This window comes from Alcanivorax sp. MD8A (genome assembly GCF_002888555.1).
In the GTDB taxonomy this organism is placed as follows: domain Bacteria; phylum Pseudomonadota; class Gammaproteobacteria; order Pseudomonadales; family Alcanivoracaceae; genus Alcanivorax.
In genome coordinates this window covers 117,362-135,659 of sequence record NZ_AQOQ01000004.1, presented here as the reverse complement: position 1 = coordinate 135,659, position 18,298 = coordinate 117,362, and the positions used below count along the sequence as shown (strand labels likewise).

Sequence of the window (18,298 nt, the reverse complement as noted above, 5' to 3'; positions counted from 1 at the left end):
GGCCAAGGAATTCATCATGAGCGACAGCCTTTACACCACCACCCTGCCCGGCAGCGCCCACTGGTCGCTGCGGGTGCGTCGCGGCATGCAGCTGCGCTTCACCGATCTGCAAGGCGGCGCCAATCTGGCCGTACTGATGTACAACCCGGAAGCCCTGCTGGAACGCTACAACGCACCGGATACCCTCAAGGGCCAACACACTTTCAAACTGACCCGGGGCAACTGCCTGTATTCCGATATGGGTCGGGTGTTCGCTTCTATTGTTGAGGATAATTTCGGTTGGCATGAAACCGTCTGCGGCACCCTCAGCGAAAAAACCTTGCAGCAGAAATACCCGGTGCGCTCCTACCAGGACCATCACAATCAGTGGACCCTGAGCGGTGAACACAGCTTCCTCACCGAGCTGGCCAAGTACGGCCTGACCGAGCGCGACATGGCAGCCAATTTGAATCTTTTTTCAAAAGTGGCCGCCGCCGATGACGGCAGTTTGCAGTTTGATCCTGAAGCAGCCAGCCCCGGAGCCAGCGTCACCCTGCGGTTTGAAATGGATACGCTGGTAATCCTGCACACCTGCCCACACCCGCTCAACCCGGCAACAGACTATCCCATGAAGCCGGTGCAGATAGACATGCTGAAAGCCGATCCGGTCAGCGACGATGATTACTGCAAAAATTTCCGCCCGGAAAATGGCAGAGCCTTCGAGAACAACCGCCTGTATCACCTCGGGCTGTAAAAGCTGCAAGCGACAAGCTTCAAGCTACAAGGAACGAAAAATGATCAAAGAAAGTTCACGACAACCGGAACAGGCCAGCTTTCGCGAAACCGTTGCAGCAGGTGATTATTTCATTCGCACCGTCAAAGCAGGGCAAACCGTCCGACTGCTGGACCTTGAGGGAAACCAGGCTGCCGATACGCTGTTCTACAGTGCCGCAGACCCGGCCGAGCGCTACAGCGCCATGGACACCCTTCGCGAACAGCGCAATGTGTACCTGACGGCGGGCACTGTGTTGATGACCAACCGCATGAACCCATTACTGGAAATCGTGGCCGATACCTGCGGTCGACATGACACCCTTGGCGGTGCCTGTGCCACCGAAAGCAACACGGTCCGCTACGATCTGGAAAAGCGTTGCATGCATGCCTGCCGGGATAGCTGGATGTTGGCAATCAACGCCCACCCGGAATTCCATCTGGCCAAACAGGACATCACCCACAACATCAATTTCTTCATGAATGTGCCGGTCACTGCAGAAGGCGGATTGACCTTCGCCGACGGCATTTCAGCACCGGGAAAATACGTGGAACTGACCGCCTGCATGGATACCGTGATGCTGATTTCCAACTGCCCACAGCTGAACAATCCCTGTAACGGCTACAACCCGACCCCGATTGAAGTACTGATTTGGGATTAACCCTGGCGCAGTATTCCCTGGGGACGACCTCAGCGGCCAAAGGATTCAATAACGGGACGACCCGTTACCTGTCGAAGAGACGATGCCATGTTCAAGACTGTTCTGATTGCCAACCGCGGAGCCATCGCCACCCGGGTAACGCGCACACTACGCACCCTGGGCGTGAAAGCCATTGCCGTATTCGCTGAAGCTGACCGTGATTCCCTGCATGTGAGCCAGGCTGACGAAGCCTACTGTCTGGGTGACGGCAGTGCCCGCGACACCTATCTCGATCAGGACAAACTGTTTGCCCTGATGGAAAAACATGGCATTGATGCCGTCCACCCCGGCTACGGTTTTCTCAGTGAGAACCCGGATTTTGTCAAAGGGTGTGAAGCACGAGGCATTGCCTTTATCGGGCCCACGCCTGAGCAGATGAATACCTTCGGCCTCAAACACACCGCCCGCGCCCTGGCAGAAAAAACCGGCGTTCCACTCCTGCCCGGCACCGGTCTGCTGACCGACAAAGAAGCCGCCCTCAACGCTGCCGAAGAGATCGGCTATCCGGTCATGCTGAAAAGCACCGCCGGCGGTGGCGGCATCGGCATGCAGGTATGTGACAGCGCCGAAAGCCTCAACAAAGCCTGGGATACCGTGCGCCGTCTCAGCGCCAACAACTTCTCCAACGACGGCGTTTTTATCGAAAAATACATCGCCCGCGCCCGCCACATTGAAGTGCAGGTGTTTGGCGACGGCAACGGCAAGGCCGTAACACTGGGCGAGCGTGACTGTTCCGCCCAGCGCCGCCACCAAAAAGTTCTGGAAGAAACCCCCGCCCCCAATTTGCCCGACCCAGTGCGCAATGATCTTCAAAACACGGCCCGCGTCCTCATGGAAGCCGTTCAGTACCGCAACGCGGGCACCGTGGAATTCATTCTCGATCAGGACACCAATGCCTTTTATTTCCTGGAAGTGAACACTCGCCTGCAGGTAGAACATGGTGTGACCGAACAAATCTTCGGCGTAGATCTGGTGGAGTGGATGGTCAAGCTCGCCGCAGGCGACCTGCCGGCACTGGACAGCCTCGGTCCGTTCCAGCCTCAGGGCCATGCCATCCAGGCTCGGGTTTATGCCGAAGATCCCAACAAGGATTTTCAGCCCAGCGCGGGATTGCTTACTGCCGTTACGTTCCCCGACACAGATGGCAAACAGTGCCGCATTGACCACTGGATTGAAGCCGGATTGACGGTTTCGCCGCTGTTCGATCCCATGCTGGCCAAGGTCATCGTCCACGAGGACAATCGCGAGACCGCGCTCGCCGCACTGAGCAAAACACTGGATGCCATCACGCTGGAAGGCATCGAAACCAACCGTGAGTATGTGCGCACCATTCTGGCAGAACCGGTGTTTGCAGACGGTCGCATGACCACGCGGTACCTGAATGACTTTCTCTATCAGCCCCACACTCTGGATGTGCTGGCCGGCGGCACACTTACCACCGTGCAGGACTACCCCGGTCGCAGCGGCTACTGGCCAGTGGGCGTCCCCCCATCAGGGCCATTTGACAGCCTCAGCTTCCGTCTCGGCAACCGCCTTCTGGGCAATGACGAAGAGGCTGCCGGCCTTGAGTTCACCCTTAACGGTCCGACACTCAGGTTCAACCAGGCCACCCGCATTGCCCTCACCGGCGCGGACATGCAGGCCACTCTGGATGGAGACGCCGTTGCCTGCTATCAGGCCATTACCGTGCACCCTGGCCAGGTGTTGAAACTGGGCAAGGTTCGCGGTGAAGGCGCACGTGCCTATCTGAGTCTTGCTGGCGGCATTCAATGCACGCCCTATCTGGGCTCCCGCAGCACCTTTACCCTCGGGCATTTCGGCGGCCATGGCGGCCGTGCCCTGCGCACCGGCGATGTATTGCACTACGCTGCCGATACCGGCGAAAGCCCTGTGCTGAACGTCCCTGAAACGCTCAAGCCGGGCCTGGGCAAACACTGGACGTTGCGAGTCATCTACGGCCCCCACGGCGCGCCGGATTTTTTCACCGACGACGACATAGCCATGTTTTTCTCCACCGACTGGCAGGTGCATTACAACTCCAGCCGGACCGGCATTCGACTGGTTGGCCCCAAGCCTCAGTGGGCGCGCAGTGATGGCGGTGAAGCGGGTATGCACCCGTCCAACATCCACGACAATGCCTACGCCGTCGGCACCGTGGACTTCACCGGCGACATGCCGGTCATCCTTGGACCGGACGGGCCATCCCTGGGTGGCTTTGTTTGCCCCGCTACCGTGGTGCTGGCTGATCGCTGGAAACTGGGACAATTAAAAGCGGGCGACACCCTGCGGTTTGAGGCCATTACTCTCGAAGACGCAGACGCCCTGGCCGCGGAGCAAACTGCCTGCATTACCGACCTGACGGCGCCGATCCATACCACGACAGGCAGCACCATTACCACACCGGTACTGGCATCCCTGAGCGAAAGTGACGTCGGGGTAGAGGTCGCCTACCGGGCCGCCGGTGACCGTTATCTGCTGGTGGAATACGGGCCGCTAGTCCTGGACCTGCGTCTTCGCTTCCGCGCCCATGCATTGATGTTGTGGCTGGAAGAACAGCAACTGGACGGGGTGATAGAACTCACACCTGGTATCCGCTCCCTGCAGATTCATTTCGATCCGCTCACACTGCCACGGCAACAACTCCTGGCGCTCCTTGCTCGCGCTGAACGGGAACTGGAAAAGCAGGACGACCTGGAAGTGCCCTCGCGTATCGTGCATATCCCTCTGAGCTGGGATGACGAGGCCTGCCATCAGGCCATCGAAAAGTACATGCAGTCAGTGCGCAAGGATGCCCCCTGGTGCCCCTCCAATCTGGAATTTATTCGTCGTATCAACGGGCTCGACAGCATTGCCGATGTCAAAGAGATCCTGTTCAGTGCCCGCTATGTGGTGATGGGGCTCGGTGACGTCTATCTGGGTGCCCCCGTCGCCACGCCCTACGACCCGCGCCATCGTCTGGTCACCACCAAGTACAACCCCGCCCGTACCTGGACCGCCGAAAACTCGGTGGGTATCGGCGGTGCCTACCTGTGTGTCTACGGCATGGAAGGGCCAGGGGGGTACCAGTTCGTCGGACGTACCCTGCAGATGTGGAATCGCTACCGGAAGACCGAGGCCTTCGAACAACCCTGGTTACTGCGCTTCTTCGATCAGATTCGTTTTTACGAAGTCAGCCACGACGAACTCAACCAGATTCGTCGGGACTTCCCCAAAGGCGAATACCCGATCAAGGTGGAAGAGACCACCTTCAGCCTGAGTGCCTACCAGCAATTTCTGGATGACAACCAGCAAGACATTGCCAGCTTTACCGATGCACGCAACCAGGCCTTTGACGAAGAGCTGCAGCGCTGGGTGGAAAGCGGCCAGATCAACTTCCAGTCTGAACAGGATCTCGATGCAGACAATGGCACTGACGAAGTGGAAGGCACCCCGGTGGAATCCCCCACCGCGGGGAATATCTGGAAGCTGAATGTGGCCGAGGGCGACACCGTGAACGAAGGCGACGTGGTGGCCGTACTGGAATCCATGAAGATGGAAATCGAGATCTATGCCCCCGCTTCCGGAAAGGTTGTGGCCATTGCACGCCAGGAGGGCCAGCAAATCAATGCGGGACAGGCGATCATGGTGTTGGATTGAAGAACACCAGCTATCAGCTTCCAGCTACGAGTGAAAAACATTGGGTTTATCTTTTCCTCGAAGCTGGAAGCTGATAGCTGCTTCAAGGAGCAGCCGTACAGCTGGCCGGCCGGCTACGCTGGTCGAAGATCAAAAAGCGATTGGTATCGATATCATCACACGCCCAGCGCTCACCACTGGGCCAGCTGACGGTCAGGTCCGCACTCATGGCCGAGCCCAAGCCAAAATGCATATCCGGCGGGTTCTGGCCATTGAAGTTGGTGTTGGCCATGGCGAAGCGGGTCTGGGTTTGCATGCCGAACTCGCCGCCGACATTGGCAGTGACCTGCACTCTGGCGCCAATGGCTTCGGTATTGGGCGACTCCCCAACCAAACGGACAGACAGGAAACGCCTGTCGAAACCATGCCCAACCTGGTTACTGAAGAACTGCAACCCGTTGGAATGATCCAGTAACGCCACATCAATATCACCATCCCGGTCATGATCCAGGCAGGTTATGCCGCGCCCCTCACTGGGGAGCAAGATGCCCCACATCACCGCTTCTTCCGTAAAACTTCCATCCCCCTGATTGATAAACAACCGGGGCAGAGAGTCGAAGTACTCCTGGGTAATGGTCTTGTACTGCTCAATCATCCCCTGGCCAAACTCGGACGATGAGGTGGATTCCGGTATCGCGCCAAATCCATTCACGTGGAAAAGATCGAGGAAACCATCATTGTTGAAATCTGCAAAGCAGGCGCCCCAACCCCAGTTGCCATCCGCCACTCCGGCTATGTCAGTGACATTTTCCAGAATCAGATCACCCTGAACACTGTTATTACGGTACAGACGATTGCCGGTGATACCCCAGTTGGCTTCCGCTTCACCACTTGGGTCAAAAATGGAGGTCACAAACCAATCCAGATCACCGTCATTGTCATAATCGCCCAACGCGGAGCCCATGCCGTTTTCATCAGTAATGATGGTTCTGTCGGTAATATTTTCGAATGTTCCTTCACCCTTGCCCTTCATCACCACACTGGTCCCGAAATCGGCCCCCAGCAACAGGTCCAGTTCGCCATCTGCATTGATATCGGCAAATTGTGGAGAAAAATTCCATGTCTGGGACAAATCATTATTGGACAACCCGGCCGCCACATCATTGTGTTCTACCTCGGCACCACCATTATTGACCCAGAAAACAGGCGCAGTCAGTACATTGCCCGGGGACCAGTGGGCCAAAAACATTTCCGGGTAACCATCATGGTTGGCATCCGCAAATGACATCCCATAGGTGTTACGGCTCATGCTCAAGGTCGCGACAGGATAGTAATCCCCATCTTCGTTGCTCGAATAGATCGGCAGTTTTTTCTGTTGCAGGTTCCCCAGCAGCATTTCCCGGCGGTAATCCCCATTCAGGTCAATCATTGCCGAGCCGGTAAACTTCCCACCAGGATCGTCCGTCAACAAGTCCACAGCATCAAAGCCTAACTGACCACCCCGGTTACGGTAGAATACCATCCCGGAGGTATCTCCACCGGCATACACCAGGTCTAGCCAGCAGTCGTCATCCATATAGGCTGCACTGACACCACCGGCAATCATGGTGGGCTCAATGCTGACGACCGAATCCAGATTCCAGGTACCCGCATCAAAGCCATGGGGATGAAGGGGGCGCCCGATCAGATCATAGAGCCCAAAGGAAAACAGGTGCCGCGGCACAAAAACCGACAACCCTGAATTCACCGCAACCATGGAGGGCGCTTCGCTACAGCTGGCTAATTCAGCGAAGGTATCAAGCCCCGGTGCAGTGAAATTCAGCGCTACCGTTTTGGGGTAATCGCCCGGTTCCACCGGTGGATCCTCCGGGTCTGGATCCGGCTCCACCGGCAAGGTGGGATCCGCCGGTGGGTTCTCACCTACCACAAGCATGTTGCCGTCAGGATCCTCTCCGGCTTCCGGGCGCCACTGATTACGGCAGGTGTGATTTTTCACACAATCATCCGTCAACGTGCGCAGGAAAACGGTTAGCGCATTCACTTCTGAATTTGTGAGCTCCCGGTTTGGCAGCAACGTTTCTGCCAGAGCGAAACTGGATGCCGCCTGCACCGCCGCGCTATGGTCTGGCGCATAATCGTAACTTGCCATGCCAAGAAACTGGGATATTTGCTGAAGGGAGAAATCAAATCCGCTCAACGCTTGACGAGGGTTCGCGTGATATCGAATCACCTCAGAAAGATCATCAAATGTCCCAGCATGCCCGTAAGGCATGGTTACCTGCACATTCAGCAAACTCGGAACCCGGAAAGCATATCGATCCTGTTCCACCCGTGTACTGTTCCAACGACCGATATCGTCTTTTTCCGCTCGCATAAAACCACGGCCGATTTGCGGGAACCCCACGTTGTAGAATTTTTCGTTGGTGAAGAAATCACCGCTGTGGCAGGCCACACAATCGAGCCCTCCCTCCTCACGAGGAGCGAAGAACAAGCGAGCCCCTTTTTTCGCTGTCGCGTTGAGCGCGCTGTCATTTCCTTCTATATATCGCTTCCATGGGCTCTCGATAAAAATCATGGAGCCCATGTATGCCGCCAGCGCGCGCTGCACATTCACCAGCGTTATCACATCAACGGCATCTGCATCCGGCTGCTGAAACGCAGCACGAAACAAGGCGAGCCAGTTATCCCGCCCCTGCGGCAATAAAAAATCTGTATCCACCTCGCCACGCAAACGGGCGACCAGATGCTCACGGTACTGTTCTTCTGACAGGGAGCTGAACAGGTAAGCCCGCATTTCATTGTGGTTGGTCAGGGGGAATTTTGAGAAGACTTCCAGCAGCCCATCCGCCGCAGAAACGTCAAAAAGGTTACCCGTTTCCGGGGTGCGGATGGACTGGCCCTTCCCCCCTGCCCGGACTTCCTTATCGAGTACAAACACCCGCCCGTCATAGGACAGGCTGCGGTCATACAAGGACGCGTTGAATACCGTCTGGCTGTTGCGGTGCATGTTGGGTTTGCCATCCGCGGCGGGATCCTGGTCATTGAGGCTATTGAGCCTGCGGGGTGGGCCGACCTGAGACGCATCCAGAGGAGACACACCGACCCCCAGTGACAGGGCATCGCTGCCCCCGAAGTCAGGCATGTGGCAGCTTGCGCACGACGCAGTGAGATCACCAGAGAGAGTATGGGAAAAAAACAGTAACTGCCCCAACTTGATCAGCGGATCCTGGGCCGGGGTTTTCTGTTGCCTCTGACGAGGCGTAGCCGGGTCACCCGTGAGTCCACGGTCAACAATGACCTGACGTAGCCATTCATCCAGGTCGGGAGGCGACGATGTGTCTGGGTCCGGGTCCACCGGCGCAGGTGTCTGAACGCTGCCCCCGCCGCCGCCAGACGAGCCACCACCACCGCCACCGCAAGCAGCAACCGTGACACCCAGCAATACCATAACCAGTAGCCTGAAGCCCTGTGAGGAGTGCATTCCCGTGGCCATACCCAAATTCCGTTGTTGTTATTCTTGGACCCTGCAACAAATGCAACAGTGTGCACCAGGTCTCATTATGCTAATTTGGGATTATGGTACGAATCTTTTCAAAAACGCCACTGAAATCTCTAATGAGGCGCTAAACCGGGCCACTTCAGGGACTGGAGGTATGCGTATAAGACCATAGCGGGGATTACTGCGCCGTCACCTTCTGCTTGCCACACCGCTCGCAACGATGCACCGTCACCAGGCGCCCCTGCTTCACATCAAACTGCTTTTCCTTGCACACAACCCACTTATGAAAGCCGTGCTGACACATCCCCTTGCGCGGGGCTTTTCTAACCGGTTTTTTGAAAGGAAGGATATCGGCCATAACGGTCACAATAGTGATTCAAACGCTTGCCAGCATACCGCAACCCACCTGCTTTCAGCGAGGCAGCCCCTCCCGGATAGCGCCGTCCGGCCAATGAGTTGCGCTCAGGCATCGAAGGCGCAATCCCAAACCCGTATAATTCGCCTCCCCAGGAATCAACCGGCAGTGAGTATGAGTGACTTTACCCCCGGCCAGCGCTGGCTGAGCGAATCCGAAACCGAACTGGGTCTCGGTATCATCAAGGAGCTGGATTACCGGCTTGTCACCGTGGAATACCCGGCGGTTGAAGAAGAGCGGACCTACGCCATCAATAATGCCCCCTTGTCCCGGGTGACCTTTGATGTGGGCGACACCATCCGTACCGGGGATGAGCTGGAACTGACCGTTGCCGAGGTCAATGAGCTGAACGGCCTGAAGGTCTACATGGCCCACCCGGCCGGCGAGACAGACAACGTACAGCCGGTACCCGAGACCCTGCTGGGCCATACCCTGAAACTGAATTCGGCCCTGGACAGACTACTTTCCAACCAGCTGGCCTCCAACCGCTGGTACGAACTGCGTGTGGATGCCCTCAATGCCCACTGCCAGCAGCAGCAATCACGCATCCAGGGGCTGCGGGGCCCGCGAATCGATCATATTGGTCATCAGCTATACATTGCCGATCAGGTCGCCAGCCGTTATGCCCCGCGGGTATTGCTGGCCGATGAAGTCGGGCTCGGCAAAACCATTGAGGCGGGCCTGATTCTTCATCAGCAATTGCTCACCGGCCGCGCGAGCCGGGTGCTGGTGGTAGTGCCATCACCGCTGGTGCACCAGTGGTTTGTGGAAATGGTGCGCCGCTTCAACCTGCACTTTTCCATCTTCGATGCGGAACGTCTGGAGGCCCTGCAGCCGGAAACCAGCATTAAGGACATGCTGGCGCAGATTATTGAGGAAGAGCGCCTCGGCGAGGAACAAGGCGAAGCGCCAGCCAACAATGATAATCCCTTCCTGTCGGAACAACTGATCCTGTGCAGCACAGACTTCCTGAGCGAATGCGATATCGACCAGCTGGCCAGCGCTGACTGGGACCTGCTGGTGGTGGACGAGGCCCATCACCTGGCCTGGTCGGAACAACACCCCAGTGACTCCTATCTACGGGTGGAAACCATTGCCCAACAGGCTCGCGGCCTGCTGCTGCTCACCGCCACCCCAGAACAGCTGGGATTGGAAAGCCACTTCGCCCGTCTGCGACTGCTGGACCCGGACCGCTACCCCAGCCTTGAGGCCTTCCGGGAAGAACAGAGCCATTATCAGGAGATCGCCCAACTGGCCGGCGAGCTGCACGACCAGCCAGACTGGGACTCCGCCCTGGTGGAAAAAGCCAAGGCCCTGCTGCCCGACATGGAGATTACACCCGATGCCCGCGACAGTGTGCTCGCCGAGCTGCTGGACCGCTCAGGCCCGGGTCGGGTCATGTTCCGCAATACCCGCCACAATATTGCCGGTTTCCCGCTGCGGCACGTCCACGGCAGTCCTCTGCCACTCCCTGATGAGTATCGCTACGATCAGGACGAAGAACTGGAAGGCCACCTTCACCCGGAAACCCTGTACCACGATGATCGCTGGTGCACGCTGGACCCACGGGTAACGTGGCTGGAGCAGTTCTTCAAACAGCACCGCCACGACAAGGTGCTGGTGATTTGCGCCAGCCGCCATACCGCCAGCGACCTGCATGCCCATTGCAACTACAAACTCGGCATGAACATCGCCATGTTCCATGAAGACATGGACCTGATTGAACGGGACCGCGCTGCGGCCTTCTTTGCCGATGACGTGGATGGCGCCCAGGCGCTGATCTGCTCAGAGATCGGCTCTGAAGGGCGTAACTTCCAGTTTGCCCATCACCTTGTATTGCTGGACCTGCCACTAAACCCGGATCTGCTGGAGCAGCGCATTGGCCGACTGGACCGTATCGGGCAGCGCGAAGATATCCAGATTCATGTTCCCTACTTTGAAGGGCACGCCCAGGAAGTGCTGTTCCGTTGGTACCACGAGGGCATGAATGCCTTTGAGCACACCAACCCGGCCGGCCACGATATCTACCTGCGCAGCCGCGATGCGCTCGAGCCGCTGCTGAGCAGCGACCCGGAATACACCGCCATTGATGCGCTGGTCGCCGACACCCGTGTGATCGCGGATGAACTGCACACCCTGATGGAAACCGGTCGCGACCGTTTGCTGGAACTCAGTTCCTGCGATACAGATCGTGCCGATGCACTGCGGGACGAGCTGGCGCAAGCCGATGCCCAGTCTCCCCTGCCCTTCATGCAACGTGTCTTCGATCGTTACGGTGTGGATCAGGAAGAACATTCCGATACCGCCGTGATCCTCAAGCCTGGCCCGCACATGCGCGACGCCTTCCCCGGTCTGCCGGACGAAGGGATTACCATGACCGACGACCGTGCCACCGCGCTGGCCCGGGACGACATGCAATTCATGACCTGGGAACACCCCATGGTCACAGGCAGCCTGGAAATGATCCTTGGCGAAAACCGCGGCAAGGCCGCCGTCAGCCTGCTGAAGAATCCCCGCATCAAACCCGGCACCCTGCTGATCGAAGCTATCTACACGGTGGAATCCATGGCCCCCCGTTACCTGCAGGCAGACCGCTTTCTGCCCTGCACCGTGATCCGTCACCTGCTCGATGCCAACGGCAAGAACATCAGCCAGGCGATCAGCCATGAGGGGCTCAGCCAGCAGTGCCACAAGATGGACAAGGCCCTCAGCCGCAAGATTGTCTCTAGCCAGAAAACGCTGCTGGAAAAACTGCTCAAGGCCAATGACGTGGCTGCGTGCAAGGAAGCTGACGACGTGGTGGCAGCCGCACTCATTGCCATGCGCGAAGAGCAGAACCATGAACTTGCCCGTTTGAAGGCCCTGCAGGCCAAGAATCCGGCGGTGCGTGATGAAGAAATCACCGCACTGGAACAGCAGACCGCGCAACTGGAAAAGCTGATTGGCGATGCCCAGTGTCAGCTCAATGCTGTCCGCGTCATTGTTGCCGCAGGAGAATAATCATGACCGCACGACTCAACTGCATCGAAATCGAACCGACCCAGCCTGCCGTGGCCAGTGTTATCTGGCTGCACGGCCTGGGCGCCAGTGGCCACGACTTCGAGCCCATCGTGCCAGAGCTGCAGCTACCTGAAGATCTGCCTGTGCGGTTTCTCTTCCCTCATGCTCCCAACATCCCGGTCACCGTCAACGGCGGCATGGTGATGCCCGCCTGGTACGATATTCTCGCCATGGACATCGACCGCAAGGTGGATGAACACGGAGTCCTCGCTTCAGCTGACGCCGTGGACGCCCTGATCGCGCGGGAAATCGAACGGGGCATTGCCAGCAATCGCATTGTTATCGCCGGCTTTTCCCAGGGCGGCGCGGTGGCTTATCAGTGTGCGCTACGCCACCCGAGCCCCTTGGCGGGGCTACTCACCCTCTCCACCTATATGGCCATGCCGGTCACGCCCAGCGAAGCCAATCGCCAACTGCCAGTCATGGTCAGCCACGGCAGCATGGACCCGGTGGTCCCGGAACAGCTCGGCCGGCGCGCCGTCGCAAGCCTGCAAGACATGGGCCTTGAGCCGGAATATCACCACTACCCCATGGAACATATGGTGTGTCTGGAGCAAATTCGGGATATTGGCCAATGGCTTAACCGCCAGCTCCGCCGGAAGTAATCGACGACCACCGCCCCGCGACCGGTGCGCCAATCACTTCGGGGATCACCCCTGCAAACGCCGGCATGGTTTGTCCTGCCAGGGCGCCAATGTAGGTCGGGTCCGCGACCAGCCAGGCAGTCCGCCCCACAGTCTGGCGGTCACCCTCACCGGGCATATCGACGGCAACGGCAACATGCCCTGGATAGAGCAGCCCCACTGCGTTGACCTTGAGCAGCAGGCGTAACGCCTGTACCAGAAAGATCGATCGGTCTTCACAATCCGCCGCCGGATGGAACAGTAACTCGTCCGGCAGTTGATAGTACTCCCGACCAAACTGCTCCTGATCCGTTTCATAGGGCAGCCCGAACTGGACCAACCGCATCAGCGCATTCAGCTTGTCCAGCGGCCGGGTATAGCGTCCCTCCAGCCTCGCCCACGAAGCACGCAATGATTGCGCCACGTGCTCACTCAGGGGGGCGGCAAAATAGAATGCCAGATCCACCGTCGGGTGCCCTTGATAATAGCGAACCAGCTCACGATCAAACTCTAGGGACAACATCTCATCGCCATGGCGCAACTGCCTTTCCTGTAGATCGGGAACGGTGACCGGATGGCGATAGAACGCAAAGTCCACGGGCTGTGAATCGCTGACCTGACCGTGGATCAATAATGACTCACCAGCCGAAATCACATCCGCCAGGTCGTAGTAGGCCAGCCCGTCAACCGGGTAGTAGGCCAACCCGTACACTGGCTGGGCGGTTCGGGCCAGTAACACCACTTTGCTCTGTCTATAGCCCAGGCGCACATCCCAACCCAGCTCAGACAACAAGAACCATTGCCGCACGGTTGCCTGCATCCCATCGGTACTGTGCCCGCTCTCACTGACGGCCTGCACCAATTTCCACAGCCCCCAGTCCCCTAACGCCAACCCCCGGCGCTGCTCACGCAACCAACGGACGGTGTCCTGATACCGGGTGGTAGTCAATCGTTCGTAGCCACGCACTAATCCTTTAGGGGAGTCGTAGTCAGAAACCGTTGCCCATTCCCATTCAGGAGCAAGAAGAGAGTGACCAAGAAACACCAGCGCCTTTCCTTGCTGCGGCAATAACGGCACAGGATCTGTGATCACCTCTGGCATGTCGTCCGCGAGAGGCACCGCCAGAGGCTTCTGCCCACCGTCTTTCACCGGAGGGCTAAACGGTTTGGGAAACGGGTCGCGCACCTGTCCCGGTTCGGCCGTTACGGCCGTCCAGTCTTCGGAAAGCATGTTGCGAAACAGCTGTTGCCGTCGCGTCATTTGATCCTGAAAGGCCCGCTGTTGGGCAGCTTTCCATTGCGAAAAACTGTCGCCCCCAGCGCTTGATGCCACACTGGCATCGATCAGGCCCACAAGCAGTAACATCACCAACCATGCTTTCACCGTACCGCCCCCATCTTTGGCAAGGTTGTTACCATCGTGGACGCCACCCTGGGGTTAACCTGCGTCAACAGCGCCAGCAGAATGGGCAACTGGTAACTGTCTTCCCCCTCGACCAGCCCCTGCCCCAAACGCAATTGATGTAGGGTTGAAGGAGGAAGCGGCTGGTCCGATAGCACCGCCAGATAGAGATCCCGCGTCGCTTTGTCTGTTTCGGCCAGAGCCGCTTCAAAGGTCAGCTCCTCCTGCGGAACGATCTCTGCCTTGTTTGCCGTCACCAGCCCATTGGCAAACAAGACCGACACCCGGCCGTCCGCATAAAGATTGAACAGGGACAGATAACCGCTTTGGGTACTGTCTACCCGCAGTGCAAAGGCATCCCCTTCCAGCAGCTGGTCGACACTGGCACTGGCCCCGGTCTTTTTGATCAGCGACAACAGCAGTGTCTGGCTGCCGGTAAAATAAATCGCCTGAAGAATATCCTGCGGGGCAAGACGAACCTGGTGTTCTCCGGCAGACAGATACCAGCCGCCATGCAACCGTTTGAGGGCGACCCACACCGTCATGGCGTCTTCTGCGCCCTTGCCTGTCAGCCCCGCCCGCAATTCATTCACCAACTGCGATTCCAGCAAATACGGGTTTCCGTCCAGCACCACCGGCTGGCCGTGAAACGTCTCATTCAGGGTGGCGATCAATCGCTGCACCGCACTCCGGCTATCGAACTCGAATACTGCGTGCCACCGATCGCCCTTCACTGAATGGTGCGAGCAAACCTGCACAGCACTGTCGATGCGCAAGGTGGTTTCCAGTGTAGCGGTCGACAGAAAAGACGCGCTGGCGTCCTCACCCGCCATGTGCGTGCTGGACACACTCCGGCCGGTCACCCGAACCTGAATACGCTCGGCAATATCGCGCAGCGCCTCGACCTTGGCTTGCTGAAAATTCTCCCCTTCTCCATAGCCCCGGATCCTGAACGCCGCTTCGGTCGTGCCACTCAATGCGTTCAGCTTGCCGGCACAGGGTTCCACTTCCCGCACAGGTGTCGATTGGCCAAACCAGGCCACGGCCTGGCCGCTGGTCAATAACAGGGCCGTAAACACCATCATTGTGACCATTGAGGATAACGAGAACGGCTTCATGGCTGTTCCCCCGAATAGACCGCCAGCAGTCTGTCCTTGTTGCCCACCAGTTGCGGTGTCTGGTCGCTGGGCTTACGGGTTTCGAGAATATGATCTGCCACATTCCAACCCAGATACTGGTGCAGCTCTCCACTGGTGATACGGTTATCGCCATCATCATCGGCAGCACCACGAAGGCCTTTCAGAAAGAAGTAAGTGAACAGACTGTGGCGCCCTTCGTTGAACCAATAGCTGACCTGATTGGGCGAGGTACTGGTAAAGATGGACGCCTCGCTCATGCTGGCCGGGGTGATGCTTCCGGCACTGCGGAGCAAGGCCGGGCTGATATCCTTCTGCAGCAAACCGTCGTTACTGGCGCCGGAAAAGCAGGCATCAAGTACCACTGTGACATTATTACTGGGCAGGGCCGCAAGGCTGTCGTAAAAGTCCTCGAGGGCATAGCCTTCATACGGGAGATCGCGCAAGGTGGTATCCACCGGCACCAGGTAGGCCTTGCCATCCTCGTCCAGTGAGGGCGCCCCATGCCCGGAATAATAGACAAACACCGGTGGGTTCTCCCTGCGCCGGGCGTTTAGCTCAACCCTGCGATACAGCAAACCGTCACGGAAGCCGCGTTCGCGGGTACCAAACAGGCGACGAAAATCCCGGGTAGTCATGTCTTGCTGGAGCTTCACCCCCTCTTCGGGGTAACCCATTGCCTGCACAACATGGTCCGATATCACTCGGGCATCCTGATGAGCAAACCGCACCGCATCGAGATGACGGTAACGCCCATTGCCAATTACCACCCCCACCGCCAGGGATTCGCTACGCAGCCCTTGAGGTATCGCAAGACTGACATTTTCAATCTCACTGGCGCCCAGGGGTGGGGAGTTGGCCAGCAGCTCCCCACCAGATGAATACGCACCAGCAGGTACCATCAGCGCCAGTGATGTATCCTGTTCCGACGTCGCTTGTGCCTCACGCACCGTCAACCCGATCTCGAGCCCATCACCGGGGGCTCGACTGGTGTAAAGGCCAAATTCGACCGGCAGGCTCTCACCGGGGGAAATCGCCGCGATACGACGATGCCGGTCAGCGTCATCGCGCAGGATGGCATCACTTTTCAGGTTCAGTGTCAGGTCCACGTCTCGGGCAGCGCCTCTCCCTGCATTCACCAGCTCGTAGCCGATAATCAGCAGGTTACCTTCACCACGGCGAATGGATGGCGAGCGAACCAGAATCCGGGCGGGTTGATAGGCACGGGCAACAGACTCCAGAACCGATTCGGGTGCCTCAAAGCCATCACTGTCTTTTGCCGTCAGACGAAGCGACAGGGTACCGCCCGACAGACGTTTTCCCGCCTGGTACGCAATGGCTCGCACCACACTGTCGCCAGCACCGACAGTGCCCAGCGGGATCTGCGACGGCAGCGACAAATCGCTATCACTGCGGCGAATTGTCAGCACCACATTATCTGCTGCAGAGCCCCCGTGATTAGTCAGCGTCACCAGCAGTTTTCCGTTTTCGCCACCGTCAACAATGCGATCATTTCCTGCGTCCAGCAGCTCGACCGCTACCCGCAAAGCAGGCGGGTTGATGAACTTGTCCCGCTTCTGCTGTTGCGAGCGGGCGGCGATTTGTGCCGCTTCCTGCTTGGCCAGCAAGGCGTTCATTCTTTGTGCCGGGAAATACGGTTCTGATCGTGAGGCACTTTCGATTTTCCTGCGCGCCATCCCCCTGGGTGTCTCATACCACTCATAACTGACTTCACCGGGAAACGTGATTCGGCCATCCCCGTCACGCTCGGCAATGGCCTTGCGATACCACTCAATGGCTTCCTCAAAGGCCCCGCGTGACTCAGCCTGATAGCCACGTTGATAAAAACCCAACGCCTCGGATGCCCCAGACCAACCAGACTGGGCAAACAACACCAACAGAAAGCCAATCAGGTATCGGTACACGGCCACGCGGCCCTGCAGGCCAGCCCCCATCGCGATAATCATCAGAAGGCTCGGGAAATCGACAGGCTATGTAACGTCTCATCCTGATCCTGAACCGCTGCATAGTCCGATTTCAGGATAGTCCGTTGCTCCATGGCGTAATCCACAATCCAGTCCCCCAGATACACGCCCAGCCCTGCTGTCACCGCCTCTACGCCCGAGGAATAAGGACGAAAACGGTCATTGCTACCGTCAAGCAGGGGCGCCGCATCCCCTTCCGCTTCAGAGTCATACCCCCCGGCACGAATAAAGAAAGATTGGTTGGACGGTGTGATGAACTGGAACTCCGCACCGTAGGCAATGCGCTCATGATCCACCGCAATGCGGTTGTCGGAGCGTTCGATGCCGTCCTGTCCCAGATACAACACCTTGCTGTAGGCGATATCATCAAACTGCACTGAACCGGTCGCCGACATCCCCCACCCCGCACCGAGATCAAACGGCCGCTTCACCGCCAATCCCAGACTCAGGACTTGCGGACGGTTGGGCAGATCCTCGAACTCTCCCAGCAACGCGTCCACATCCGTACCCGATCGCCAGGTTGCCCCGGCACGCAACTCGGTCTTTCGCGCCGCATCCATTTTCCACTTTCCCAGCACCCCAAGGGTGTAGCCAAAACCGGTTTCATCGTTTTCATCACAGCTTTCGCAATCGGAATCCGTGCTCTGACTAATCATGTCGATACTGCCACCGACTGCCACATGATCATTCAGATCCACGCCGAAACCGAACTTCAGCTCACTGTATTCGGTGCGGATACGGGTAATATCGCCCTTGTCATCCTTCCCGTAGGAATGAAAGTCATAGGGACGAAAATAAGCCATACCGAATCCCTTTCCACTGAAACCGAGATACTTCAACTCGCTTTCCGTGTCATAGAGGGCAATGTCTGATCCGCTCGCTGATCCCACATCTTCGCTGCCAACCACAACGGTGCCGTAGTCCAGAGTGACATCCATGCCCGAGAGAAATCCCAGCCCCCCCGGGTTGTACCAGACCGTACTGCTGTCTTCGGCCACCGCGGTGAATGCCCCGCCCATTGCCATGGCCCGGGCCCCCGGCGCGGTATAGAACTCCTCCATTGCCAGCCCCTGCTGCGCGAGCAATAACGTCCCCAAGGTAGTCAATGCCAT

Annotated in this window: 11 protein-coding genes; 5 read left to right on the top strand and 6 right to left on the bottom strand. The window is 58.0% G+C overall.

Going from position 1 to position 18,298, the window contains the following annotated elements:
• The first annotated feature begins 16 nt into the window (after positions 1 to 16).
• The 3 genes from A15D_RS03585 (at position 17) to uca (ending at position 5,087) form a co-directional block, all read left to right on the top strand.
• On the top strand, positions 17 to 733 hold the full coding sequence (locus A15D_RS03585) for an urea amidolyase associated protein UAAP1 (RefSeq protein ID WP_102790808.1): 717 nt from the start codon (positions 17 to 19) through the stop codon (positions 731 to 733).
• A 40-nt stretch (positions 734 to 773) separates the two neighbouring features.
• Complete coding sequence (locus tag A15D_RS03580; RefSeq protein WP_102790807.1) at positions 774 to 1,412, top strand: urea amidolyase associated protein UAAP2; 639 nt, start codon at positions 774 to 776, stop codon at positions 1,410 to 1,412.
• A gap of 87 nt (positions 1,413 to 1,499) precedes the next feature.
• On the top strand, positions 1,500 to 5,087 hold the full coding sequence (uca, locus tag A15D_RS03575) for an urea carboxylase (RefSeq protein WP_102790806.1): 3,588 nt from the start codon (positions 1,500 to 1,502) through the stop codon (positions 5,085 to 5,087).
• 82 nt (positions 5,088 to 5,169) lie between these two features.
• Here the strand turns inward: uca and A15D_RS03570 are convergent, their stop codons facing one another.
• Positions 5,170 to 8,559, bottom strand: a complete 3,390-nt coding sequence (locus tag A15D_RS03570) for an FG-GAP-like repeat-containing protein (RefSeq protein WP_102790805.1) — start codon at positions 8,557 to 8,559, stop codon at positions 5,170 to 5,172.
• Between the two features lie 184 nt (positions 8,560 to 8,743).
• Entirely contained in the window at positions 8,744 to 8,923 is a 180-nt protein-coding gene (locus A15D_RS03565; RefSeq protein ID WP_102790804.1) for a hypothetical protein, read from the bottom strand.
• Positions 8,924 to 9,094: 171 nt separating this feature from the next.
• Here A15D_RS03565 and rapA point away from each other — a divergent pair, with 171 nt between their 5' ends.
• Both rapA and A15D_RS03555 read left to right on the top strand, forming a co-directional pair.
• A complete protein-coding gene (rapA, locus tag A15D_RS03560; RefSeq protein ID WP_102790803.1) occupies positions 9,095 to 11,980 on the top strand; it encodes an RNA polymerase-associated protein RapA in 2,886 nt (961 codons plus the stop codon).
• A 2-nt stretch (positions 11,981 to 11,982) separates the two neighbouring features.
• Positions 11,983 to 12,645, top strand: a complete 663-nt coding sequence (locus tag A15D_RS03555) for an alpha/beta hydrolase (protein WP_102790802.1) — start codon at positions 11,983 to 11,985, stop codon at positions 12,643 to 12,645.
• On the opposite strand, the gene A15D_RS03550 is transcribed toward A15D_RS03555, so the two are convergent.
• Genes A15D_RS03550 through A15D_RS03535 form a run of 4 tightly spaced genes read right to left on the bottom strand, consistent with a single transcriptional unit; the run spans position 12,620 to position 18,298 of the window.
• A complete protein-coding gene (locus A15D_RS03550; protein ID WP_102790801.1) occupies positions 12,620 to 14,047 on the bottom strand; it encodes a hypothetical protein in 1,428 nt (475 codons plus the stop codon). The two genes, A15D_RS03555 and A15D_RS03550, sit on opposite strands and share 26 nt — an antisense overlap.
• A complete protein-coding gene (locus A15D_RS03545; RefSeq protein WP_146026838.1) occupies positions 14,044 to 15,183 on the bottom strand; it encodes a DUF4384 domain-containing protein in 1,140 nt (379 codons plus the stop codon). The genes A15D_RS03550 and A15D_RS03545 overlap by 4 nt, the downstream gene beginning before the upstream one ends.
• Positions 15,180 to 17,168, bottom strand: coding sequence for a caspase family protein (locus A15D_RS03540; protein ID WP_022986897.1), 1,989 nt, complete (start codon positions 17,166 to 17,168; stop codon positions 15,180 to 15,182). Before A15D_RS03540 ends, A15D_RS03545 begins: the two co-directional genes overlap by 4 nt.
• Positions 17,168 to 18,298 (bottom strand): OmpP1/FadL family transporter, encoded by a 1,131-nt coding sequence (locus tag A15D_RS03535; RefSeq protein ID WP_146026837.1) that lies wholly within the window; start codon positions 18,296 to 18,298, stop codon positions 17,168 to 17,170. The genes A15D_RS03540 and A15D_RS03535 overlap by 1 nt, the downstream gene beginning before the upstream one ends.